We start from the raw sequence: 24,356 nt of genomic DNA on the forward strand, positions 1-24,356 counted from the left end.
TGTCTATTTGTATTTTCAACTATTGATTATCGGCGTTATATTGATCCATCAGGTCCTTGGTGATTTGCGCACCTGTTCCCTTGGTCCAAGCGTCAATTTCCTTCTGCACATCATCCCAGGCGCCTTCACCCAGCACATATTTCGTCATGACAGCATTCATTTTCTTATAGCTGTCCGGATTTTTGCTTGCGGTTTCGGAATTGTAAGCCAGGAACGGATTTTCGATGCCAAACTTACTGATGGTATCCAGCGATGCCTTCTGTACGGCGAGAATGTCCGCTTCCTTGGATGTAGCATACACATATGGATCTATCCGGTTTTCCAATATAAAGCTATTGGGCTTGTCCAGATCCGCCTGCTTCAGCTGTTCTTCCGTCTGGGTAACAATCCCGTCCTTCAAACCGCTAGAATGAACACCGGTTACCCCACCTTTGTAGAAGGCTACGTTTTCTTCAGAAGCAGTAAAATCAAGGAAATCCACAATCTGCTGAATTTTGTCTTCCGGAACAGAGCTTGGAATCGTCCATAGTCCGTAATACCCGGTCATTACAGCAACGCCTTTATCTCCGGCAGGACCTTCAAGCACATCTATAATGGCAATTTCCGCGTTCGGGTCCACCTGTTTCAGCTTGGACAGATTGGCTTCCCCGAGATCACTTACGTTACCCGCAAATACACCGGCTACGCCAGCGAGAAATTTACCGCGTGCCTGCTGCTGATTTTTGAGCACCGGAGCATCTTTGTCGATTAGTCCCTGGCTCCAGGAGTCCTTCAGCCAATCCAGATAAGTCTTGTATTCAGGAGTCTGGAAATCCCGGACCGGAGTGCCGTTGTCCACCTTCCAGGTGAACGGAATGCCAAGTGCAAACTGGATCGGCATGACTCCGGCAAAAGGTCCCGGGGCATTGATACCATCTACCCCAAAGATCGAGAACGGAATTGTTTTTCCGCCGCCTGCCGGATCTTTTTCCTTGAACACTTTCATTGCATTTGTCAGCTCATCTAAAGTTTTCGGAACTTCAAGGTTGTATTTGTCCAGCCAGTCCTTGCGGATCAGCATGCTGGCTTCGCCTCCGCCATATAGGCCACGGGGACGCGGAACGCCGTATACCTTGCCGTCTACTCTTACATTCTTCCAGACCGCTTCATCAATCAGATTGATATTCTCGGTCTTTTCCAGATAAGGCGTCAAATCATGGAAGGCCCCCATCTTGACCAGATTGCTGAATTTGTCATCCTTCCCGCCGTCCATTAACAGCAGGTCGTAAGAATCTCCGGCAGATACTGCAACGGACAGTTTATCCGCGTACGCTTCGGAAGGAACAAAGGTGATATCCAGATCGACATTTCCGCGTTTTTCCAGATTCTCAAGCGCTTTATTATTTTCCGTGACCGGCGGATTGCCGAACAGAATCGTCATCGCCTTGATCTTCGCCGCCTTGGTGCTGCCCGCAGTCTGTGCTGTTCCTGCCGGCTGCCCCGAAGCCTCTCCCCCGTTATTCTCTGCCGCATTGTTATTGCCGCCGCAGCCGGCCAGCGCGGAAGCCATTAATACCGTAGATGCCAGAACAGGTACAAGCTTGTGTTTGAATTTCATTGTCATCCCCCGTTTTGTTTGATGTAATCCAGTGAGTCCCTGCTTACAATTTGGATTATAGAGAATCCGCTTACATGTGAACATGCCGATTTCGAGCCAAAGTGTATCCGTTTTTCAGATTTGCGCAAATCAGGGTATCCTTCACCGCAGCCTAGTACTATAATTTATTTAGACATCTCAAGAGACGGAAGTGAAGACATGTTATCTCCTTTTTTTTCATTTTTGACGCGAAGCTTCTATATCAAAATGATTCTGGTCATGCTTGCCATCTCCATCATTCCGCTGATTGTATTGTCGTATATTTCTGTAAGCGTCTCCAGCAGGACGGTTGAGGAGCAGGTGAACCGGCTGAATGCCCAGCTCGTAAATCAAGTTGTGGACCGGATTGAGCTGACCATGTCCAGATTCCGTGAGCTCAGCGAACAGTATTCGCGGATGTCCTCGATTCAAGGAGCACTGGTTTCGCCTTCCGATCAATATTTTGAAGAGGTTGTCCGCAAAAAAGATCTGATCTCCGTACTCAGCACCGCTTCGGCGATTATCGGCAATGTTGAAGGTCTGCAGGTGTATTCCGCTGTGACCGGCGAGATCCTGTCTTCCACCGAAGCCCCTTCGCCGATGGCAGCATCACCTTACAAACCTCTGATTGAGCATTATCTGGAGTCCGGTAAGCCGGGGCTTTTCTTGGATAAGCATTCATTGCCTGAGCTCGATATATTGAATAGTTCGACTTATTATATCTCCCGTATCCCGTTTTACCAATACGAGGATTTGCAAGGCATTTTGCTGATTTCGATGAAAAATGACGAATATCTGCGCCAGATCCAGAATATCCAGCTAGGCTCCACAGGCTCTATCGCTCTGGTAACCGATGACGGCAAATCCATCGCTACTACAAGCAAGCTGGGTGGAAATGCAGAGGAAGAACGTATCCACAGCATATTAAGCCATTGGAAGAATCTCCAGCAGCCAGGTCAGTTCCGCATGGACTCTTCAATTATTTCCGTCAAGCAGACGTCAACCTATGATAAATGGGTTGTCATTTCAGAGATTCCATCCAAGCAGCTCGGGGAGAGTACAGTGATTATCCGCAGAACCGTGATGTATTTCCTGATCCTGCTCGTTGGGCTTGGCGCACTTTCTGTTGTCGGCTTCGGTTATCATCTGTACCGCCCCTTGCAAGCCGTACGGCGACAGGTCGACGCCATCAAGAAAGGACGTTTCGATGCGCGGGTTACGCATTTTGCCAACAATGAAATCGGGGATCTCGGCCGGATGCTGAATACGATGGCTGTCCGCATTCAAGATCTGCTGGCAGATCTGCATGAATCGGAGGATTTGAAGCGCAGACTGGAAATCAGGGCGCTGCAGTCTCAGATTAACCCCCACTTCATGTATAACACGCTGAACACCATCCGGATGTTCGCGATCATGAAGGACTATGACGGGATAAATTCGCTGATGGGCCGTTTGGTCGCACTGCTCCGCTATTCGATGGAGAATTACGAGCAGACCGTTATGCTGCAGCAGGAGCTTGACTATCTTGAGGATTACGTAGGTCTGCTCAATATGCGTTATAAATGCCGGATCTTACTTGCGCTGGAGATTGAAGAACCGCTGCAGCGGCTGCAGATTCCTAAGCTGAGCCTGCAGCCGCTGATCGAAAACTCTGTCTTTCACGGTATTCTTCCCGCCAAGGTAAGCGAAGGCCATATTACTATTAAAGTCTTCTCTATTCCCGAATCGTCCGCAATCATGATCGAGATCAGGGATGATGGCATCGGTATGGAGGCTCAGGAGCTGGAGAAGCTGAAGCTTCATCTTCCCCGTGAAGAAATCAGCGACAATATCGGGCTGCAGAATGTCTGGATGAGAATGCGGCTGATGTTCGGCCGGGACACCCAGATTATGCTTGCCAGCAAACCCGGGGAAGGCCTGGCGATCACTTTCATACTTGAACAGGACTCGGTAAGAGTAAAGGGGGAACAGCATGAGTAACTACAAGGTCATCCTTGTTGAAGATGAATACCCGGCCAGAACGGTCTTCCGGCATATGATCGAGCAGCGCAGCGACCTGTTTACTTTTAGCGGGGAGGCAGAAGACGGCCAGGAAGGCCTGGAACTATTTCTGCAAAATAAACCCCAGCTGATAGTTACAGACATCACGATGCCGGGGATGAACGGACTCGATATGCTGCGGGAAATCGAGAGCAGCGGCCTGCCCCGGCCGCAGATTGTTATTCTGACCTGCCATCAGGATTTCCATTATGCCCAGCAGGCCATTCATCTGAAGGCGGATTCCTACCTGATAAAGGATGATTGTCTCTCCGACCCGGAGCTGCTGACCCGCACTCTGGAGGAGCTGACCCGCAAGGCTGTTTCGCTTGAAGAGACACGGGAAAAACAAATGCTGCTGGAGCAGAGGGTCCGCTCAAGTGAAATTGAGATTGAGCAGGGTTTGTTTCTGGAGATGCTCCGCAATCCCGCCAACGAATCGAGCTGGCTGCAGAGCCTTGAGCAGGCCGGTATTCCGGTTGGCCGGGGCCGATTTAGAGCCTTGGTGCTGGAGCTGGACAGAAGCTCCCTGCGTTTCTCCATGGACCAGCTTGAAGAACTTAAGCTCTGGCAGTTCGCCGGCGTCAACGTTCTGAAAGAGCTGCTGGACAACCAAGGCGTGGGCAAGGTAGTCACGCTGGACCAAGGGCGTTTCTTTGCAATCTATACGGACGAGCGCCGGCTGGAAGCATCCGGGCTGATGGAGCAGATCCTGGAGAGCTTTGCCTCTAATTTGAAGATAGGAGCCATAGCACTGGAATATGTCTTCGAAGCAGGGACAGGCAGTGATGCCGGCACGCTCAAAAAGCTGGCTTCCACTGCTTATCCCTTCTTCTACCAAGCCAATCAGACCTTAACCGGTGAAGAGTGGCAGCAATCCCTGAAATTCCAGCGCATTCCGGAGCCTAACAGCCGCTTCTGGATCAAGGTGCTGAAGACTGCCCTGCTGGAGTCCCACTTGAGTTCATCCGCGCTGGACCAGCAGCGCAGCGCCTTTTACCACCAGGCTGCAGAGCAACACTGGGAACCCGAGCAGATTAAATCCCTGTACCTGAGAGTATTTTTGGAGCTCAGTCAATTTATTGTCGACGCGGAGGGGGCAGCCGACCTGAAAGCTTCCTGCCGGAAGAAGCTGGAGGAATGCCAAACCTTCCATTCTGTTCATGACGCCATCTGCAGTTCCTTCCGCAAGCTGCAGCAGCTGCAGGGTGAGGGCACGAAGCTCGATGCCTCGATGTCGAGAATTATCCGGCGGATGCACGAGGATTTGGCTTATCCCTATAAGCTTGAAGAGCTGGCCGCCTCGATCAATTACAGCGTTCCTTATTTCAGCAGTATGTTCAAGAAAACCGTAGGCGAGAGTTTTATCCAGTATTTGACCCGATTGCGGATAGAAAGGGCCAAGCTGCTGCTCTTGACCTCCGATCAGAAAACCTTCGAAATCGCCGAAGCAATCGGGTTCGAGAACTACCGCTCCTTCAACCGCATCTTCAAAAAAGAAACCGGGTTCTCTCCCTCGGATTTCCGCAGGATCGGTGCGTCTGCCGAAGCCAGCGTCTAGAATCCGCTGGCTCCTAACGTCAAAAGGCGCCTTCAGCATTAAACTGAAGTCGCCTTTGATAAGTGGTGAAGCTATTCATTAGTCGCAGCACTCAAACCACTTTTTGCAGAATCAGAGGTTGCTTGCTCTATGCAGCCTGACCTACCTGTGATTCCCGACCGTTTTGCCGGCTGGATGGTTGACCTTGTTTCTGCGCATCAGGTTGTAGGCCAGATAGATTCCATAGATCAGGTATAAGATATTCAAGATGGAAACCAGCAGAACTTCCCGGTCCAGATTCTCATAGCTGACCAGCGCAAGTGCATCATAGGCAAAATGAAACACGATCAATGGAATAATGTGGTTTGTAGTTTCAATAAGCAGTGCAAATATGAAACCGAGCAGCAGCGCATTAATAACCTGCAAAAGAATATGTATTATATTACTTCCGTTTAATGCATTAGCCATATGTAGGACGCCAAAAAAGACGGAGGAGAACACGATGTAAAACACCGGCCCCTTGAATTTCAGTTTATCCCTGATGATCCCCCGGAAAACGGATTCTTCCGTAAAGCCCACCAGCATGGTGAAAATTACAATAACCAGAATGTCGACCGCAGAAATCTCAAAGTTGATGCCGCTCATAATAGGTTGTACAAGTGCGATAATAAGCAGCGGTACATAATAGAGAGCTTCTTTTGCCCTGGACACGCCAGTGCTTCTGAAGCCGAATTGGGCTAATGAGCGCTCTCCTTTTGTCATATACAGCGTTACAATAACAGCCATGACCAAAAATGCTACGGCTTGGGCAATCTTCAGCCCCGTATCGTCCAGTTCCATGATGGTTCCGGCTGCGGATGCAACTGAGATCAATACAATCAGCAGAACCCCCAGCATGAGTGAAAATAAAATCGGATGCCCTTTTGCAGTGTTTTTTACCATTACTCGTCTCCTCTGTTATACAATCTAGTGTTCATCGCCATACAAGGGCAATAATGGATTTATTGTAATCCTTTTCTGTGACTTGCGCCATATTTATCTACATAATTCCTCTATGATTCCTTTTTTTAAGCTTTAACTGTTCTCCCCAGTGGTCCATCATCCCAGACCTGCACTTCAATATATCTCTCCGGCCCATATGTGCCATCTCTGTTCCATTCCTGAGGCAAGCCATATTTCTGAATGAGCGCTAAGATTTCTTGGTAGGTGTAAACCTGCCTGCGATATTCCTTGCCGTCATTCACCCGCGGGCTAAAGGTGGGAAACAAATCGCCATAGGAGAATGAGAGGGTGTCCAGTTTAAACTGTGAAATAGGTATTTGTACAAAAGCACTTTCCTTATACCAGTCACTAAGCCAGTCGCATGGGCCAACTACCATATAATGCGGGGCTTTTCTTACAGGCTTCCCGCCTTTTGAGATGAACAGTTCTCTGGCTAATCCCTCTAACTCCCGTCTGCGCACTAAATACCCCTGATCTCGGCGGGAGGCCATCACATCGTTTTGTTTGCGGATTGATTCCAGAACTTCGTCTGCCTGCGCTTCGCTCAAATCGGATAAATTGGCAAATGGACCTCTGGACTGCTCATAATAATGATATAAATAGTCAGCGGAGCTCTCCATACTTACACCTTGCCTTTCTATAATGAATAGGATCAGAAGGAGGCTCCCGGCTTCATTTCATACAGTTGAAAGGTATCCTCATGAATTTCAATGGCGATCACTGTATCTTCTTTCTCAAAAAACTGCACATGTCCCATTCGGCGGTCTTCCAGTTCTGCCCATCCCGCATCATCTAATTTCTGAAAATAACTTTCGGGCGGGTATAGTCCCTGCTCTCCCCCGATATTATCCAACTCGTAGCTGACGCCTATTTTTATATTGGGGTTGGCGGAGTTTGTCGTTATTTCCCCTTGTTTTGCAGCCTCTGGAATTGGAAAGTCATCATGGATAGCGGACTCCGCATACCCTGTTTCTACATGCTTTGAGGTGGTGCAACCGTTCGCAAAGAGCAGTGAAGACAGTAAAATGACCGCAAAAAAGCATTTGTTCAAATCTGCCACTCCTTAATGTTCATTCATTCGATAGTTGTATATTTGATCTTCTCTGCCCAGCTTAAACTGCAAAGTATTGCCTTCACGTTTGATTAACTTCAATTCGTCTCCGTAATAAGGCACGTCGTTCGTTTCCGCATATTGCTGCTGTTCCTGATTCAACAGCTCCTTGTACAGCCTTCAAAGGTGGCATTGACTCAGAAAGGTCCCAAGCCCTTTGGCGGTATAGACAGCATGAGCCGCATCCCAGCTTACTGTCTGCCCTTCCAGTGCCTGCACCACAAAGCGGGCAGGAAGATATAATTGCTCTTTATACCGGAACGGCGCTCCTCCTAATTGAACTGTTTTCCCATCAAGCACAGCAGTCTTGCTGCCAACCGTGACAACCACTGTTTTTTCCCATCCAACGTATTTGGCCCGTAGATCTGCCTTATCCCAGGCAACCTGCAGACCCGCCTCTTCCAGCAGACTTGCCGGGACAAACGTAGTGCCGCTCTTAACCAGTGCCGGAACAGTACCCTTGCCGCCATTCGCCACGTAATAAATGAACGAAGCATGGGTAGCCGCTGACGATATTGCCGGGAACAGAAACAGCAAAAGCAGTATTGGAGTAAACATCCATATCTTTCTCATTACCTATCCATACCCTTTCTTCACTTTACTTTATTTTCAAATTCACAGATAATTATAAGACTCATGGTTTTCCAAAAAGTTGCAGCTGCGGATGAGGAGGCAGGATATTTATGTTGGAGGGATGCGGCCGTTTGCTGCTTAACTTCTATTTGGTTTGCTATAAAGTCATCCTTAATATACTGAGCCTCGTCCGGACGCCGCTGTTTACCGTTCTCTTCGACAACCACATATTCTGCGGTTTCATCTCTCTAAAAACAATATTGCACTTTGAAATGATCCTGCTGCTCTCCAATCATCTCGTACAGGGTTATGATCTGGTATGTATAGCAAGTGAACGAATTCTTATCCGGTTCCATACCTTCAAGGAGCCTGGCCTCATCCTGCTTACTAATAGATAACGCCCGCCGTTATTTCTATTAAAGGAGGATTATTTGCTATGGGTAACAATCTGTATAGCCGCATAGAGGCGAAGTTCCAGGAGCGTAAGCTCAAGCCTTATTATGAAAAAATTAAACTCATCCGCCAGCTTCCAATGAAGAACTGGAGCGACATCCAAATCAGGCGTTGTGCCAGGGAAATGAAGCTGAAAGCCCAAAGTGGTGCACCGCTTGAGGATTTAATGATCCAAGGGGCAGCACTTGTAGCTGAAGCCGTGTGGCGATTCTTGCAGATCCGTCTCTTTGACGTACAGCTCGCAGCAGGACTGGCTCTGTGTGATGGTTATCTGGTGGAAATGCAAACCGGGGAAGGGAAAACGCTGGCTGCCATCCTCCCCGCTTACTTACAGGCGCTGCAGAGAAAAGGCGCTCATATCTTTACCTTTAACGATTATCTGGCTCGGCGGGATGCCGAATGGATGGGCCCCGTCTACAGGGGGCTGGGTCTCTCCGTCGGTTATGTTGCAGAGGGGCAGCATGTCGAGGAAAGAAAAGCAGCATATGCTGCCGATATCACTTATTTGTCTTCGAAGCAGGCTTGCTTTGATTACTTGAAGGATTCGCTGGTATATACTCCGGCCCACAAAGTGCAGCGCCCCCTTCACTGCGTACTGGTTGACGAGGCGGATTCCATACTCATTGATGAAGCCCGGATTCCGCTTGTCATCGCAGGAGAAACGGACAAGAAACGTGCAGGTAACCGTGAAATGCCGTTGATCGTGAAGCAGCTCATTCAGGGGCCGGATTATGATACGGACGAGCATGGGCGGAATGTACACCTGACGGAAGCCGGAGCGCTTAAGGTTGAGGTCATGCTGAAATGCGGAAATTTATATGAGTCCCGCAACTCGGATACGCTCGCAGAGCTTCACTGTGCGCTGCATGCAGAAGCTTTATTAAAGAAAGATGTCGATTATATTGTAAGAGACGGCGCCGTGCTGCTTATTGATGAATTCACCGGGCGAATTGCCGAGAACCGGCATTGGCCAGACGGTCTGCAGACAGCAGTGGAAGCCAAAGAAGGGCTGAGCATTCAGTCCGGCGGCAAAATTCTTGGAACCATGACGCTGCAGCATTTTTTAAGCCTCTATGCCCGGCTCTGCGGGATGACAGCAACGGCGTTATCCTCCGCGGATGAGTTTAGAGCCTATTATGCCCTGGATGTGATGGTGATTCCACCGCATCATCCCTGCAGAAGAATTGATTATCCTCATGTAATATTCACGCACCGTGAAGCCCAGCGGCAGGCTATTCTTAGTGAAATTTCTGCCATTCATAAGACGAAGCAGCCCATCCTGATTGGTACAGCCAGTGTGCAGGCATCCTGTCAAATGGCAGCCGACTTGCAGAATGCTGGCATTCCATGTAACCTCCTGAACGCGCAAAATGATCAATGGGAAGCGGAGCTGATCGCCAGAGCAGGCCGGCTGAATATGGTCACCGTTTCAACTCATATGGCAGGCCGGGGTGTCGATATTATTCTGGGCGGAGGCGATGCAGAAGAATACTGGGCAGTAAAAAAACTAGGCGGATTGTATGTCATCGGTACAAATCTGCATGAAAGTGTACGTGTAGACCAACAATTGCGTGGCCGTGCAGGCCGGCAGGGAGATCCCGGCTCCTCCCGCTATATGATCAGCCTGGAAGATGATTTGCTCGTAAGGTTCGGCTTAAGAGAGTCGCTTCCAAAGGAATATCAGGACCTGCAACAGGATTCTCCGCTTAAGGGTTCCAGAATCTGCAACCTGATCAACCATATTCAGCTAGTCATGGATGGCCAGCATATTGAAATCAGAAAAACCTTAAATAAATATGCAGATTTGATCGAACAGCAGCGGCGTATTCTTTTCAAGAAACGGGAGGCCCTGCTTGGTGAGTTTTTGAGACCAACCCTCTTAATGACAAGAGTACCTGCAATTTACGAACAATTATGCCGCAGGTTCGGGAAAAAAAGGGTTGAGGACACCGAAAGATTCATCACACTGGTTCAAATTGATAACGGCTGGGCTAATTACCTGGCTTACGTTTCTTCTGTGAGGGAAGGCATTCATTTGGAAAGCCTAAGCCACAAAAATCCGCTGCATGAGTATCACCGGCTGATCATAAATGCCTATGCAACACTGGAAGAGAGGATCGAAACCGCTGTGGTGGAACTTTTTCTGACAACGGACTTTAGCTCACTGAAGATGGATTTCCAATTGGAAGCTTTGAGAGTCCCCTCAGCGACATGGACGTATATGATCAACGACAGCTTTTTTCAGAACAGAATCAATCTTTTATAAAAGGAACAAGCACTTTGATTGCGGGTCCGGTTTCCCCCATCGTCCGTCACGGTCTTTGAACTCCTTATTGACTGATGATTAATTTCATTTGTTCAACAACTCCGTCCACATCGTGGCTGCTTGTATCTATTTTAGTAGTCCCCATGTTCCGGTATAAGCTTAAACGTTCGATACTGCTGAGAATTTGCTCTTCCGGTCTATGGGCTTGCTCCATCCGCTGCCTTAGTGCAGTCTCCGAAGAGATCAAGGTAATCGTTTGTAGATCAAATTCCAGATCATCTAGCCGTTTCAGAAGACCTTGCAAGATCTCTACGCGATGAAGTACCCAACTGAAAATGACATATTCAAATGTAGAGTTCGTCAAGAAGCTTCTTAGCTGATATGTAATGTTATTCTCCACCATGGCTCTGTTTTCATCGTTTACGATCCAGGGATTCATCATCCAGCACCAATCGCCGTCCAGCCATACGGAATGATTTAGCACCCCGTTCAGACTTTTGCATACGGCGGATTTCCCGACACCCATTGGGCCGTTGACAACAATTAACTTTTTCATGACATCCTCCTGCAAAAGGTATTTACACATAGTTCCAATGAACTATTCTTTTTTATAAATTTCAGTAGGAAATGATCCCTTTGCATGATATAATCTCTTAGTCCATCATCGAGAATTTATCCCCATTGAAAGTATGGGTTTGCAGGAGGATCACTATCATCATGAACAATCAGATTAAAATAGTCAAAGTATCTGCAGAGATTGAAAAGGATGAATTTGATATTAAGGTGAGTCCTTGGCGATTGCTGCTTGAGACCAACCGTTATTACGAGATCAAACCTGAGCTTGGACCTGTAAAGAGAATCTATAAAGAGAAGCTTAATACCATTACCGATGAAACAAAGTCTTATGCCGATGGTTTTCTCTCCTGCTCCGCTTTTTGCATTGAAGACAGGGTTAACGAGATGCAGTTGGAAATCCTGCACAAACTGCAGTTGAAAATCAATGCCTTCAGAGATGAATTGCAGTTAAACCAAAAAGCAATCGAACAACAAAAATTCTTACCTATAATAGAGGGTTCAACGGAATAAATGAGAAGTGGATTTCCTCACAAAGTTAAAGAGCCGCAGGTGCGCAGTAGTCGCATCTTCGGCTCTTTGTCGTATTGTTCTATACCAGCTCTGCGTTTTTCAGGGCATGCTCCCAGCTTGGAAAATAATACAATGCGCTCCGCATCAGCTCCGGATCCTGCTGTTTTACCTGCTTTTTGTTGATTGTTCCGTTGGATTGAAGCTGCTTGATCCGGTTGATAACTTCATCAGATCCCAGTGTAATAACCACATCGCCACTCCTTTTCCTTAAGTCTTCTTCCATATTTTTCTCCATCCTGTAAAGTTCTATACAGATCTCTATTGAAAAAGAGTGCTCCATCAGCCATTCTCCCGGCTGATAAAGCACTCTTACATCATAAATTAATGGCTTACGAGGTAGGAAGCATCCAAGATGATAGCCACCCGTCCGTTCCCCAGAATGGTCGCTCCGGATAGATGGTTCAAGGTCCCGAGCATGGTGCCGAGCGTTTTGATGACCACTTCCTGATTGCCCAAGATTTCATCCACCGCAAAGGCAGAAATTTTGTCGACTGACCTGACAATGACAATCGAGATCGTTTTGGAACTGCGCTCAACACGCGGATAATGCAGCTTGTCCCGCAGCCAGGAGAACGGCACAATCCGTCCATGGTTAATTATCGCCTGCTCCCCTTGGATCGTCTGAATCTCTTCCGGGTGAATACGAACAATTTCAGCAATGTTGTACATGGGGAGAATCAATACCCGGCCTGACACCTTGACCAGCAACCCCTTGATGATCGCCAAGGTGAGCGGAAGCCTGATTGTGAATGTCGTCCCTTGACCCGGCTCTGTATCAATATCAATGATTCCGTTCAACCTTCCAATTTGGCTGCGGACAATATCCATTCCCACCCCACGTCCGGATACATCACTCACCTCGGATGCCGTCGAGAAGCCAGGCTCGAAAATGAGATGAAGCGCTTGAAGCGGCGTCAAATGTGCAGCCTGATCCTCTGTAATGATGCCTTTGCGAAGCGCGGAAGCCTTGATATTCCCGGCATCAATGCCCTGACCGTCGTCTGCCAGGGAAATCACTACATTATTCTCTTCATGGAAGGAGGACAAGGTAATGCGCCCCTTCGCCGGTTTGCCTTTTGACGCACGCACTTCGTGGCTTTCGATTCCGTGGTCTGCACTGTTGCGGATTAAGTGGATCAAGGGATCGCTCAATTCCTCGATAATCATCCGGTCCAGCTCAGTTTCGCCGCCCTGTACCACCAGCTCTATATCCTTTCCGAGCTTTTGCGCCAGGTCTCTGACCATACGCGGGAACCGGCTGAACAGCTGGTCTATAGGCAGCATGCGTGTCTTCATCACGCCTTCCTGCAATTCCTTAATGACACTGCCCATATGATCGGATACGCCACTGATGCTCTGCAGCGCTTTAGCAGGGTCATTGCGGATGCCGGCCGTCTTCAGATCCGCTAGTGAGGTCTGGTCTATCAGCAATTCACCGACCAGATTCATCAGATGATCGAGCCGTTCCACACTGACCCGGACCGTCGGCTGATTACCTTTGACCCGTTCTTCTGCCGGAGGCCCGGACTGTGGCATATTTGCCGGCACTTCTTTAGTTATTATCTCTCCGCCAGCAGCTTCTCCCGATTCGAATGGAGTAATCGCCAGAGTTTGCACATCTGAATCCCCCTCCAGCTGTGACTGGATCAGCTGCGGCTCTTTCGATGTTGCAACCACTACAGCGAATCTGCCGTAACGGCTGTCTTCATCTTTATTTACAACTTCACCTGGTGAAAGTGAAGCAGCAATAACCGATCCGCAGACATCTTCGATCCGCTGCAACAGGATGAAATGGCGTGCTGCCTTCATCTGGCAATCCTCTTTCAGCGAAACGCCGATCATCAGTATCTGTTCCCCGGCGGCAGTGGCTTCCTCTACTTTAAGACTCTCAGCGGCACTTAACACAGGCGGGCGGACCGGCTCTTGCTCTGCAGGTTTGTTAATCAGCGCTTTAATCTCCGAAACCACAGAACTGCAGTCATCATAAGCTTCCCCGCTGATATATTGGCTGCGCAGCTTCTTCATGGCATCCAGTGCGCTAAAGAGTGTATCAATCAGAATTGCGGTGATTTCCGGTTTTTTCTCACGTACCCATTCCAGCGCATACTCCACTTCATGGGTCAAATCACTCATTTCCCGGAAGGCCATCGTTGAAGAAGAGCCCTTGATCGTATGGGCGGCCCGGAACAGAACTTGGATCAGCTCGGACGAAGGAGATTGCTCAAGGGTCAACAGGGACTGGTCCATCCGCTCCAACTGGTCGTTCAGCTCTTCTATGAAAATATCTCGGTAGGCAGACAGCTCCATCATTATTTATATTCTCCTTTCTATCCGCCCAATATTTCCTCGAGCTTCAAGATTCCAATAAGCTGGTCTCCCTGTTGTCCAATGCCATGAAAAACACCTTCTCTACTTCGGCTATGCCCTCCAGTAGGCGGATGAATTTCTCCGTAGGTAGTCACTTTGTTCACTTTATCTACGATCAAGCCTACGAATTCATCCCGGCAACGGACTACGATAATCCGGGTTTCTCTTGTATAGGGCTCATCCGACATACCAAGCAGATTGCGCAGGCTCATGACACAGACTACTTTGCCCCGGAGGTTCACCACGCCCTTAACTTCATTCCTGGTGAACGGTATATCCGTGATGCTCAGCATCTTAATGATTTCATGAATCTCTTCGATACGGATCGCACAGGTCTCGGCACCCACGGCGAGTTCAATATATTGTTCCTTCTGCAGCGTGGACATATTGTCACCTTCAGTCTGTAAAATTAGTGGGTTTTGAATGCGGCAGCAGAAATGGCCAATTCTTCAGAGAGCTGAGCCAAAGACTGGCAGGTAGCTGCAGTCTCTTCAGAAGCAGCGGCGGACTCCTCACTAGAAGCCGAGATTGCTTCTACCGAACTCATAACCTCTGCAGCCTGTGCAGACTCTTCTTCGCAAGCCGCAGCAATTTCATTCACTTTAAGCGCGGAGTTATTCACCATCGCGATAATTTGCTCAAAAGCCTGGCTGGTCATCGAAGATTGCTCCACACTTTCGGACACGGCCCGGACACTTTGCTTCGTATTTTCCTGCATCGCTTTAATAATCTTCGTAATTTCCTTGGTCGCCTCGCTGCTTCGTTCCGCCAGCTTACGGACCTCATCGGCTACAACGGCAAAGCCGCGGCCCTGTTCTCCGGCACGGGCTGCTTCAATGGCTGCGTTCAACGCAAGCAGGTTCGTTTGCTCGGCGATATCGTCAATGACCTCAATAATATCGCCAATCTTACTGGAGTCATCTTCCAGCTGAGTCATCTTATGATTCACAGCCTGCATTCCCTGAAGGGATGTCTCAACCACATGTCCGCCTTCACGGGCAGTTCTGACCGTATCATTAGAGAGCTCTGCTGCTTCTTCTGCACTAACAGCCACAGAGTTAATGGCAAGCGACAGTTCTCTGAAGAGTTCAGTGATGTTGGCTGCCGCAGCCGACTGGCTGGTGCTGGTGCTGGAAATTTCCTGTGTGCTTGCTGAAATCTCCTCGGAGGAAGCGGCAACACTTTGCGAATTCATCACGATACTATTGATTAATTCCTTTAAGCTAGTCACCATCCGGTTGAGTGCAGATGCTAATTGACCCACTTCATCCTTGGAGGAAACCTCCGCTTGTTGCGTCAGATCTCCGTCAGCCACCGCGGAAGCGAGACTAAGCATCTGCCGTAAAGGTCTAGAAATTGAGCGTGCAATGAAAGTACCAATAATGATGCTGATAATGACCGCAGCGACTACCACGGCTATAGTAACAACCAGTGAGGTGTTATAGGTTTGTTCCGAACGATGGTTGGTGGCTTCTGCCAAGCTTGCATTGAAAGTAACCAGCTCCGTCAATGTTACTGCAACCTTTTCTGACTGCAGGCTCAGAACTGTTTTATTAAATTCGTTAAATGCTGTCATACCCTCATTCTCTGCGATGGACATGCCCTGCTCATAAAGCTTTAGATAGGATGGGTATTCGATATCGAACGTCCGCAGCAGTTCCTGCTCCTTCGTGGTATTGGCTACCGTACGGAAAGTATCGATTTTTTGTTCGATACTCTCACGGGCTGCAGCAATTTCGGTCTTGATCTTAGCCTTAGCTTCAGCTCCGCTCTCTGTACTCATATTCCGCAAATATAAACGTAAATTCATATAATTGATTTGTGCTGCAGATAGATCCCTTACGGAAATCAAATTGTTGTTGTACATTTCATTTGTGTTTTTATTCATCCCCCGCAGCGTCGATATCGAATAGATACCGAATCCCGCCAAAATCACAGCGACTAGCAGAAAAGCTGAGATGATTTTCTTTGCTGTTTTCATGTTACTGAACCACTTCATGAGTACTCCCCCTGGATACGATCTTTGTGTGTGCCCGGTATTTAGCTGTGCAATTACGCAATCTCCCAGCACGCCTCCCGGACAGCATAGATATATTTCGACAAATTTCGTCGATTTCTGAATAGTTTATTTTTGCATTGCCAAAAAAAAATCCCTTCAATTACGAAATATACGGAATCGTTATTTGCGCAAACATTATTACAATATACATATCCAACCAGATATACACTATAATCACCTTTAACTTCAGCGGAAATGAGGGAGCTCTCATGGGAAATAAAGTACCCGTCAAAGAAAAGATTTTTTTCTCCGGGGGATTGCTGGGCCAGAATATTCTATACAGCTTTATGTCGATGTACATTTTGTTCTTTTACACCGATTTATTGGGCATACCTGCTACCACAGCCAGTCTAATTCTGGTGGTAGCCAGCATAGTCGATGCCTGTCTTGATCCGGTAATGGGGATGATTACAGACAAGACCCGCACAAGATGGGGGAAATTCAGACCCTATCTGCTGTTCGCCCCGTTCCTTATCGCGGCTGCTACGATTCTATGTTTCTGGGATTTCGGAGGTTCCCCCACACTGACGTTAGTAATCGCCTCCATCTCCTATCTGTTATGGGGTATGTTGTATACCGTATGTGATACGCCGCTTTGGGCATTATCCTCTGTAATCTCCAAAAACCCGGATGAACGGACGCTGGTAGTTACCTTAGGGAAAATTGGCGGTACCCTCGGAGCCGTAGCCGTTACCATTGGTGGCATCCAGCTGCTGCTTGCTTTCGGCGGCGAGAGAAACACGAATGCTTACCTTTATTCCGCAATCCTCGTAGCTGCTGTTGCGGCGGTCTCTATTTTTCTCACTGGATTAACCTCCAAAGAAAGAGTAGCCCCTTCGCCCGACAAGATTTCCTTCAAGACAAATCTGCAGACGATTTACAAAAATAAGCCTTTGCTGGCCCTGCTCGCCTCACTGCTGATTATCAATTTGATTAACGGCATCAGGCAGAGCATTCAATTGTATTATGTGATTTATGTCTGGGGGGATGCGGTGTATGTCACTCAGGTGGGGATCAGTCTTGTTGTAGGGATGCTGCTGGGAATGATAGCCACTCCGAAATTGCTGAGGTTGTTTTCCAAGAAAAAGATGTTTATCGCCTCTTGCCTTCTGGGCAGCTTATCCTGTGTTATTCCCTATCTGTTTGGGGACGAGAATAGGATGTTTGCACTTGTCTTCTTCGGGATCAGCTTCTTTTTTTCAGGGATGACCATTATTGTGAGCACATCCATGCTGCTGGATACGATTGACTATTCCGAATGGAAGCTGGGCTTCCGGGGGGAGGGTATTGTTTTTTCAACGAATACATTCATCACTAAATTTAGCGGAGCTGTCTCCAGAATCATCATCGGTACAAGCCTTGGCTTCATGAACTATGTTGAGAACCAGCCGGTAACCCCGGGTCTCCAGCATGGGCTCAGCTTTGTGATGTTCATCCTGCCGGCGCTTTGTTTTGTCGCTGCCATTATCCCTATCCTGTTCTATAATATTAGCGACAAGCAAAGAGATCGTATATTGTCCGATTTGGAATTTTCCCGAGCTTTATAATCGTCTGAATCTCATACAATATGAATAAGGAGTGAATGGATATGGATTCATCTGCATTGCATACCCTTATGGCCCCTCCCGAACTCACGGGATGCCGCAAAATATTATGTATTCAACCCCATCCGGACGACAATGAAGTCGGAATGGGCGGCATTATTGCCAGCTTCGCGGAAAAAGGCTGTGAAATCCACTACCTGACCGTAACGAATGGTGACCTCGGGGCAGAAGATGAGCAGCTGTCGCATGAAGAGATTGCCAAGATCCGGCGAGTTGAGCTGGAGGCAGCGGGGAGAATGCTGGGCGCTACGGAGTTTCATCAGCTGCAGCATGGAGATGGCACACTGGATCATGTGCCTTCATTAGCCGGGGAAATCGCCGAAATCATTCGAACCGTACAACCCGACGCCCTCTTCTGCCCCGATCCGTGGCTGGCCTATGAAGCGCATCACGATCATATCGTTGTTGGTAAGGCAACGGCACAGGCCTTTCTCCTAGCAGGACTTGCCCGTTATCCCAAAGGCACTTCAACCAAACCGTGGCAGCCGCAGGCCATCGGGTTTTATTTCTCGTCAGAGCCGAACACGGTCATTGACATCACCGGAACTTTCGAGCAGAAATTTGCTGCAATGGCCCGGCACCGCAGCCAGTTCAGTGATGAAATTCTGGCCCTATACCGGCTCTACTTTGCAGAGAAAGGCCGGCAGTTGGCCCGGGATAAAGATTTCGAAATGGGGGAAGGGCTGAAGGTGTTGTCTCCGCTGCACATGCATTGCTTCGTGGATGCGAAACGGATCTGAGGTCAGGAGGGTTCAGCGCGATAAATGTAAAAAGACACCAACGAAGCGTTGGTGTCTTTTTACATTCGGGCTCAGGACTATCACATGCCCCTTCGTCTCCAGCCAAACACTTGCACATGTACAATGGCTTTGGTCACCCAATGCGTCAGTACATACAATACAATAAACAGAAGCACGAACGGCCTGAACAAAATCCAAATGATGAACCAGGCCAGAATAATCTGCCAACGCTTCATTCTGCGCACCAGCCGGGTAGGCCATAAAAAAATCCGTAGCAGCTTGTGCTGCTGCTGGAGTGCCTCCAGAAATTCGCTCTGAATCTGCTTATCGTCAGGGCTTAGGCGTACCGCATTTTTCATGTATGTTTCTTTAAGCTTGTAATCCCCGCGGTCGCCCGCCGCCCATCCCAAATATAACATCACATATGGCATTTCGGCTCCATATTGAACCGCTTGACGGTCAAGCTCGGCTGACTCTTTCATATTGCCCAGCAGTGCCTCTGTATAGCTTAATGTAGCCAAATACAGCGGACTCTCCGGTCTTAGTTCCAATGCAAGCCGCAAAAGCTCCCTCGACTCTTTGTATTTCTGCTTCTTGTTTAGAAGATTAGCCTTCAGAAAAAAGTAATGAGCTTCATAAGGATCAATCCGCATCGCTTCCTGCAGATTCTCATTCAGCGCTTTCTCGTTGTCCGTTTCGTAGTAGACACTGACGCGCACATACCAGGCCAACGTCTGCTCCGGTTCCCGGATCAGTGCCTCGTTCGCCCAATACAGCGCCTTTTCATAATTATCCATGAGATTATAAATATGGGCAATCAGTGCAAAAACATCCGGATCCTCCGGCTCTTCCCGCAGTGCCTGCTCTGCTTCTGTCAGAGCTTCCTTGTAACGTTTCCACTCGATGAGCTGATGTACCGCTTGAAGGGTATTTTGCATAAATTGATTCTCCACTGTCAGCGCCTCCGTCACTCATCCCGCTATTTAATTCCGTGTTTCTTGGCATAGTCCAATACGATCTGGTAGTCCCGGTTGACATCGCTGAAGGTCGCATAATTCTTCGCGGTTGAGAACCATTCCAGTGTCGTAGCCTTCCGGGACTTCGCTGCTTTCTTCAGGTCATCATTTGTAATCGGCTGGATCTCTCCAGTCTCAAAGGTGCGCTCCATCGCAGATTCTATGGCATCGCTCACCACCTGCTCCAGATCGGCACCCGAGAAGAACTTTGTATCTGCTGCAATCTTGGGCAGATTCAAGGCTAGAGCAGGTTTTCCGGCCATCTTCAGGCCCAGAATAGTCTCACGTTCGGACTCCTCCGGCGGCGGGACAAACACCAGGTGGTTGAAGCGGCCCGGACGCCGCAGTGCGGAATCGAGATACCAGGGTGTATTGGTGGCACCGATGACAAACACATTCTCATTCTCGGCTTGCAGACCATCCAGCTCCAGCAGCAGCTGATTCACCAGCATCCGGTCATGATGCTGGCGCATCTGATGGCGGCTGCCGCCCATCGCGTCCAATTCGTCGATGAAGATGACGCACGGTTTGTTCTCTCTGGCTTTCTCAAAAATATTATGCAGGTTGTTCTCACTTTGGCCCACATACATCGCCAGGATGGCTTGCAGCTCGATATGCATAAAATTCGCTTCAATCTCACCGGCTACCGCCCGTGCCAGAAAGGTTTTGCCGCAGCCTGGAGGCCCGAACAGAAGCAGGCTGCCGCCCGCTTCTTTGCCGTAAGCTTTGAACAGCTCCGGCTGCTTCAGCGGCAGAATAAAGTTCATCCTGATCTTCTTCTTCACTTCTTCCAGACCGCCTACATCGGCGAAGGTTTCCTTAGGTTTCTCTGACTCGATAAGCGTTTGATCCTCTTTACTGAATTGAATGAGTTTCAGCCGCTTGCGCCTTTGTTCCAATAGCTCATCATGATCATCGGACATTCATCTCTCACCCCTATGGTTAATGAGATCAGTTTACCATATTTTAATAGGATTTGTTGTTACACCAGATGTGTTCTCCAGTGCTCCCAAGCGGTCAAATAGTCCTTCAAGTCCTGCGGATGGACTCTGGCACAGATGCCAATCCGGCAATACAGCTGGAAAACTACCTCTTCTATCAATCTGGAATGTCCTATTGCCTTCTGCTTGAGCTGGTCAAACGCCTTAAACAAGGTGACCCTATTCAAGTCATCCGGTGAGGAACAGAAAGCATAAGTGAAGTCATAGATGAGTGGTCCAACCATCGGCGAAGGGTCTATGACGCCCACCAGGCTGTGATCCTGAAATACAAAATTATGAACACCTGTATCGCCATGCAAAAGATACTTGTCCTCCGCGCCGGAGATTCTGCCGGACAAGGATTGTACTTTATCATAATCCTCCGCAGGCAATATATCCCCCACATTGGAGCGTGCCTCTTCTAAACTGATTCTATTGAACTCAGCCCATGAATCCCGCGGCATTTCCAGGCGTCCCCATTGTGGCGCAGATGAGGTTTCATAATGGTTCAGAAGACCGGTTACGATGCCTGTCAGCCAATCTATCTTGGCACCGCGGTTATAATGAGTTGTACCGGCAGTATAGGTATACAGAATGTAGTTCCCATGCGGATCGGTATACAGCAGTTTAGGCAGCAGTGAACTCCCGGGATACGCTGCCAGCAGCAGTTCGGCGCAGGAATTGCTCTGCGGCGTGTCTACCTTCAGCACATATTTCTTTTCCTTATTGACGGTCAGAATGTATACGAGACCTTCGGTCGTTCCTTTCATTTCCTCGTTGACTTGACTGTTCTGTTCAATCACTCCCAGGTCCTGAAGTGTATCAACTATCGCCTGGATATCAGGTCGCAATGTCATTCTAATCCGCCTCCAATTTTATACCTATTCTCTATTATAGGGACGGGTGATCCACAAGAGATAGGTATAGTTTGGATCTATTCAGACTTTGCACTTATTGGGCTTCTTATTGTAATTCCAGAGCGAATCTCAGCAGACGGCTGAGCGCTGCGGGCAGTACCGTAACATGGCCCTCTTGCGGGAATTTGACGAGGCTGACCTGCAAGCCTTCTGCAGCAAGCGGGGCGAGCAGAACCGGCAGCTTCTCGGCATCCTCAACCATATGATCCAGCTCTTCTGCGCCAATGGTGATCAGCAGTTTCCGCTGTAGTTTCAGCCCAGGGTACATGGCGGAGAACCGCTCCTGCTCAACCAGCAGGGAATAACCGCCCCACCAGACCGAAGGGCTGCCGGCAGCGTAATGGGTGAACAGTTGCGGCCGTGTGAACAGGGCATGCAGGACGAGCAGGCCGCCCAGCGAATGTCCGAACAGTGACTGGCGCAGGCTATCCACAGGAAACAGCCCGGAGATCAACGGCATGATCTCATTCTGCAGCAAATCGAGGAAGCTGTCCGCGCCTCCATGTTCAGGCCAATCACTGCCGTCTGGCCGCTTCGGCAGTGATTCTAACTCCGCAGGCATCGTGAAATCATAGCAACGGCGGGTCATGTCAAAGGGTTCGCTGGAGGGATAACCGATGGCTACAATCACAACAGGATCATAGCCATGCGGTTTGCGTGTCTGCAAGCGCGCGGACTCTGCCAGCGTATGAAATACGGCATTCCCGTCGAGTGCGTAGATGACCGGGTAGCCCTCCGGCGGCGCTTCCCCGGAAGGATGGGAGATAAGGATCCGGTACTCCAGATTCCGCTCACCTGCGTAGAGAACATGCTCTTCGCAACCACGGTGCGGATAACTCCGTTCAAGTTCTTTACTCATTACACTTCCTCCTAATGATAACCATTCTCATTATTGGAGATTATAAAGGATACACACCCGGGTATCCATGGACTCTATCCTGCTTCGGGCTTGGACAATGTGCTGAAAACATCAATAACCGCTCTTCCAGCATCCGGTCAATCGCTACGGCCGGATATTCAAAATGCGTTCAACAAAAAGAGACACTACAATGTGTCTCTTTAGGAAATGCTTGTCTAATACGCCTGCCCTTACAGGATTACACAGCCAGCCGGTAATATGGCAGAGTAACTGTCGGCCTAAAGCCCAGCTTTTGCGCCAAATAATATGAACCTTGATTTTCCAAACGACAAGCCCATACCGGCTCCAGATTATGCTCCAGACAATAATCGATCAGTGCTGAGCATACAGCAAGTGCGCAGCCTTTTCCGCGGTGATTCTCCGCCGTTTCGATTCCGATCTCCAGCTGGCCCGCAGTGCGGCAAGACGCAAAAGAGGTAGCGGCAGCTTCTCCGCCTGAAACTAAAGTGTAGCCCATCCCTTGGGCAGCAAAATGCTCCTCATCCCGCCAAAAAAAACGGGGAACGACCGCTCCGCTCTGAGCCAGGAACTGTTCTCTGGTCGTACGCATGATAATGCCGTCAGGTCGCGGAAGCAGCGCCTTAGCATCCAAGTAGGCTTCTCGGTTGAAGCAGAAGTTCACTCTTGTATTCCGCTCAATGGCCCTGGAATTATTCTCCAGGGATGACATACCGCTATTTATCAGAGAGCTGTTATGAATAGATAAAATAGAATCAAGGATAGGAGTCCACTCTCCTGCCGGATCACTTTGCAGCCACTCCGCACTCTGTCTCATTCCTGCTAGATTAGTCATATAATCATGAAGTCCCCGTGTAAACGCCTCGTTGCCGGCCTCTCCAAACAATAAAGACATACCATATGAATGCACCACATAGAAGGCACGGGGATTGTGCACAGCATCTACATAAACGCTGCCGGGAACAAGCTGCTCAAGCACTGCCCGTGCAAACATTGTGTTAATATTCACATGATCGAGCAGCGGCAAACCCTTGAAATAATCCTTGTTTTCAAGTTGTAACATGTTATCCTCTCCCTTCTGTAAGTAGTCGATTGAAAAGCCAGCGGAAATTCCATTCATATACATGGGACATCATCCAATGATCATAAGGTGCCGGTATCCCCTTCTCCAGCCAGCGATCTGCGGATTCTCCACTCTGGGCAGCGTTTTCCGCGTAAGCCTGGATATCAGTAAGGTAACTTATCATCTCTGCAAGGCTTTCCCTGCCGGTGACCCCGCCATGCCCGGGAATAACCAGATTGACATCAATCTCGCGATCAATCCGTTCCAGGATCTCAATCCAGGCAACCGGAAAGCCGCTCAACATCGCCGGGTGGGAGTGGCTTAAGATAAGATCACCGGCAATCAGCACCTTGGCGTCTTCGATATACACCATCGCATCGCTTTCCGTATGCCCGCCGCCATAGGTGAGCAGAGTAATCGAACGGGCCGAGCCGTGAATGATCAGTTGCTGCGAGAAAGTAACGGATGCTGTCACTCTATGGATCATAGGCGTTGCCGCCAGCAGCGCAGTCTTGTCGGCAATTTCATAACCGAGTGCGCCGCGGAGCCGGGGATCTGCCGCAGCCTTTTTCCCTTGTTCCAGCATTTCAATTTGATTTTGCAGACCGCTCTGCCAAATATTCAGTTCTGGAGCCCCGCCTTGAATCAGCACCTCCCGGGTGAGTGCTGTGGAGATAATGATGCTGCCGGCAAATACCTGATTGCCATAATGATGATCTCCATGATAATGCGTATTGACTATGTATTTCACTGGCTTACCCGTAAGCTGCTCTGCCGCAGAACGCAGGAACTCGGCTGCCTGCGGAAGACTGAAGGTGTCTACAACTACTGTTACATCGCCCAGATCTATGATCGACGCGTTCCCCAAAGCTCCACTTCCGGGAATAACAATAGCGGCCCAGACACCTTCCGCCACCTGCTGCAATGTAATATAAGGGTTCGTATGCTTGACCTCCTCTATATCTACCTATAATGGTGCGAATCTCTCAT

The 24,356-nt window shown here is 48.9% G+C and carries 24 protein-coding genes; 7 read left to right on the plus strand and 17 right to left on the minus strand.

The genetic code is table 11. The features are described from left to right. Window positions 1–19: 19 nt before the first annotated feature. A complete protein-coding gene (locus AC3WT9_RS30600) occupies window positions 20–1,597 on the minus strand; it encodes an extracellular solute-binding protein (RefSeq protein WP_341094275.1) in 1,578 nt (525 codons plus the stop codon). A gap of 198 nt (window positions 1,598–1,795) precedes the next feature. On the opposite strand from AC3WT9_RS30600, the gene AC3WT9_RS30605 reads away from it, so the two are divergent. Both AC3WT9_RS30605 and AC3WT9_RS30610 read left to right on the plus strand, forming a co-directional pair. Beyond that, window positions 1,796–3,595: a cache domain-containing sensor histidine kinase gene (locus AC3WT9_RS30605; RefSeq protein WP_492408590.1), complete on the plus strand. Its 1,800-nt coding sequence runs from the start codon at window positions 1,796–1,798 to the stop codon at window positions 3,593–3,595. Next, the gene (locus AC3WT9_RS30610; RefSeq protein WP_341379076.1) at window positions 3,588–5,213 is read left to right on the plus strand and encodes a response regulator transcription factor; all 1,626 of its coding nucleotides are present in this window, start codon (window positions 3,588–3,590) and stop codon (window positions 5,211–5,213) included. The genes AC3WT9_RS30605 and AC3WT9_RS30610 overlap by 8 nt, the downstream gene beginning before the upstream one ends. Window positions 5,214–5,354: 141 nt before the next feature. Here AC3WT9_RS30610 and AC3WT9_RS30615 read toward each other — a convergent pair whose 3' ends face one another. The 5 genes from AC3WT9_RS30615 to AC3WT9_RS30635 all read right to left on the minus strand — a co-directional run bounded on the left by AC3WT9_RS30615 (window position 5,355) and on the right by AC3WT9_RS30635 (window position 7,878). Continuing rightward, entirely contained in the window at window positions 5,355–6,134 is a 780-nt protein-coding gene (locus AC3WT9_RS30615) for a CPBP family intramembrane glutamic endopeptidase (protein WP_341094278.1), read from the minus strand. A gap of 125 nt (window positions 6,135–6,259) precedes the next feature. Then, the gene (locus AC3WT9_RS30620) at window positions 6,260–6,814 is read right to left on the minus strand and encodes a hypothetical protein (RefSeq protein ID WP_341094279.1); all 555 of its coding nucleotides are present in this window, start codon (window positions 6,812–6,814) and stop codon (window positions 6,260–6,262) included. Between the two features lie 32 nt (window positions 6,815–6,846). Beyond that, window positions 6,847–7,245: a hypothetical protein gene (locus tag AC3WT9_RS30625; protein ID WP_341094280.1), complete on the minus strand. Its 399-nt coding sequence runs from the start codon at window positions 7,243–7,245 to the stop codon at window positions 6,847–6,849. 12 nt (window positions 7,246–7,257) lie between these two features. Then, the gene (locus tag AC3WT9_RS30630) at window positions 7,258–7,407 is read right to left on the minus strand and encodes a hypothetical protein (RefSeq protein WP_341094281.1); all 150 of its coding nucleotides are present in this window, start codon (window positions 7,405–7,407) and stop codon (window positions 7,258–7,260) included. Between the two features lie 18 nt (window positions 7,408–7,425). After that, window positions 7,426–7,878, minus strand: a complete 453-nt coding sequence (locus AC3WT9_RS30635; protein ID WP_492408594.1) for a copper amine oxidase N-terminal domain-containing protein — start codon at window positions 7,876–7,878, stop codon at window positions 7,426–7,428. Between the two features lie 110 nt (window positions 7,879–7,988). Between AC3WT9_RS30635 and AC3WT9_RS30640 the strand changes: the two genes are divergently transcribed. Continuing rightward, entirely contained in the window at window positions 7,989–8,276 is a 288-nt protein-coding gene (locus AC3WT9_RS30640) for a hypothetical protein (protein WP_492408596.1), read from the plus strand. 38 nt (window positions 8,277–8,314) lie between these two features. Continuing rightward, a complete protein-coding gene (gene secA2 / locus AC3WT9_RS30645; RefSeq protein WP_341379079.1) occupies window positions 8,315–10,597 on the plus strand; it encodes an accessory Sec system translocase SecA2 in 2,283 nt (760 codons plus the stop codon). A 64-nt stretch (window positions 10,598–10,661) separates the two neighbouring features. Here secA2 and AC3WT9_RS30650 read toward each other — a convergent pair whose 3' ends face one another. Beyond that, window positions 10,662–11,153: an AAA family ATPase gene (locus tag AC3WT9_RS30650; protein ID WP_341094287.1), complete on the minus strand. Its 492-nt coding sequence runs from the start codon at window positions 11,151–11,153 to the stop codon at window positions 10,662–10,664. A 161-nt stretch (window positions 11,154–11,314) separates the two neighbouring features. Here AC3WT9_RS30650 and AC3WT9_RS30655 point away from each other — a divergent pair, with 161 nt between their 5' ends. Then, window positions 11,315–11,683 (plus strand): hypothetical protein, encoded by a 369-nt coding sequence (locus AC3WT9_RS30655; protein WP_341094288.1) that lies wholly within the window; start codon window positions 11,315–11,317, stop codon window positions 11,681–11,683. 79 nt (window positions 11,684–11,762) lie between these two features. Here the strand turns inward: AC3WT9_RS30655 and AC3WT9_RS30660 are convergent, their stop codons facing one another. From AC3WT9_RS30660 to AC3WT9_RS30675, 4 genes are all read right to left on the minus strand, one after another. Further along, complete coding sequence (locus AC3WT9_RS30660; protein WP_341094290.1) at window positions 11,763–11,966, minus strand: hypothetical protein; 204 nt, start codon at window positions 11,964–11,966, stop codon at window positions 11,763–11,765. 98 nt (window positions 11,967–12,064) lie between these two features. Beyond that, window positions 12,065–14,053 (minus strand): chemotaxis protein CheW, encoded by a 1,989-nt coding sequence (locus AC3WT9_RS30665; RefSeq protein WP_341094292.1) that lies wholly within the window; start codon window positions 14,051–14,053, stop codon window positions 12,065–12,067. Between the two features lie 17 nt (window positions 14,054–14,070). After that, window positions 14,071–14,496, minus strand: a complete 426-nt coding sequence (locus AC3WT9_RS30670; RefSeq protein WP_341094294.1) for a chemotaxis protein CheW — start codon at window positions 14,494–14,496, stop codon at window positions 14,071–14,073. A 23-nt stretch (window positions 14,497–14,519) separates the two neighbouring features. Next, the gene (locus tag AC3WT9_RS30675; protein ID WP_341094296.1) at window positions 14,520–16,109 is read right to left on the minus strand and encodes a methyl-accepting chemotaxis protein; all 1,590 of its coding nucleotides are present in this window, start codon (window positions 16,107–16,109) and stop codon (window positions 14,520–14,522) included. Between the two features lie 269 nt (window positions 16,110–16,378). Here AC3WT9_RS30675 and AC3WT9_RS30680 point away from each other — a divergent pair, with 269 nt between their 5' ends. Together AC3WT9_RS30680 and AC3WT9_RS30685 are read left to right on the plus strand one after the other, a co-directional pair. Beyond that, window positions 16,379–17,716 carry an MFS transporter gene (locus AC3WT9_RS30680; RefSeq protein ID WP_341094297.1) on the plus strand — a complete coding sequence of 446 codons (1,338 nt, stop codon included), beginning with the start codon at window positions 16,379–16,381 and terminating at the stop codon, window positions 17,714–17,716. Window positions 17,717–17,757: 41 nt separating this feature from the next. Next, window positions 17,758–18,513: a PIG-L deacetylase family protein gene (locus AC3WT9_RS30685; RefSeq protein ID WP_341379080.1), complete on the plus strand. Its 756-nt coding sequence runs from the start codon at window positions 17,758–17,760 to the stop codon at window positions 18,511–18,513. Between the two features lie 80 nt (window positions 18,514–18,593). Here AC3WT9_RS30685 and AC3WT9_RS30690 read toward each other — a convergent pair whose 3' ends face one another. The 6 genes from AC3WT9_RS30690 to AC3WT9_RS30715 form a co-directional block, all read right to left on the minus strand. Then, window positions 18,594–19,466, minus strand: coding sequence for a tetratricopeptide repeat protein (locus tag AC3WT9_RS30690; protein ID WP_341379081.1), 873 nt, complete (start codon window positions 19,464–19,466; stop codon window positions 18,594–18,596). A gap of 26 nt (window positions 19,467–19,492) precedes the next feature. Beyond that, window positions 19,493–20,452, minus strand: a complete 960-nt coding sequence (locus AC3WT9_RS30695; protein WP_341094300.1) for an ATP-binding protein — start codon at window positions 20,450–20,452, stop codon at window positions 19,493–19,495. Window positions 20,453–20,511: 59 nt separating this feature from the next. Then, a complete protein-coding gene (locus AC3WT9_RS30700; protein WP_341379082.1) occupies window positions 20,512–21,366 on the minus strand; it encodes a phosphotransferase in 855 nt (284 codons plus the stop codon). 106 nt (window positions 21,367–21,472) lie between these two features. Beyond that, window positions 21,473–22,285, minus strand: a complete 813-nt coding sequence (locus AC3WT9_RS30705) for an alpha/beta hydrolase (protein ID WP_341094304.1) — start codon at window positions 22,283–22,285, stop codon at window positions 21,473–21,475. Between the two features lie 238 nt (window positions 22,286–22,523). Beyond that, window positions 22,524–23,366, minus strand: coding sequence for a GNAT family N-acetyltransferase (locus tag AC3WT9_RS30710; protein ID WP_341094305.1), 843 nt, complete (start codon window positions 23,364–23,366; stop codon window positions 22,524–22,526). A gap of 1 nt (window position 23,367) precedes the next feature. Beyond that, window positions 23,368–24,234, minus strand: coding sequence for an MBL fold metallo-hydrolase (locus AC3WT9_RS30715; RefSeq protein ID WP_492408603.1), 867 nt, complete (start codon window positions 24,232–24,234; stop codon window positions 23,368–23,370). Window positions 24,235–24,356: the final 122 nt, after the last annotated feature.

It is taken from the genome of Paenibacillus sp. EB106-06-01-XG199, assembly GCF_058791575.1.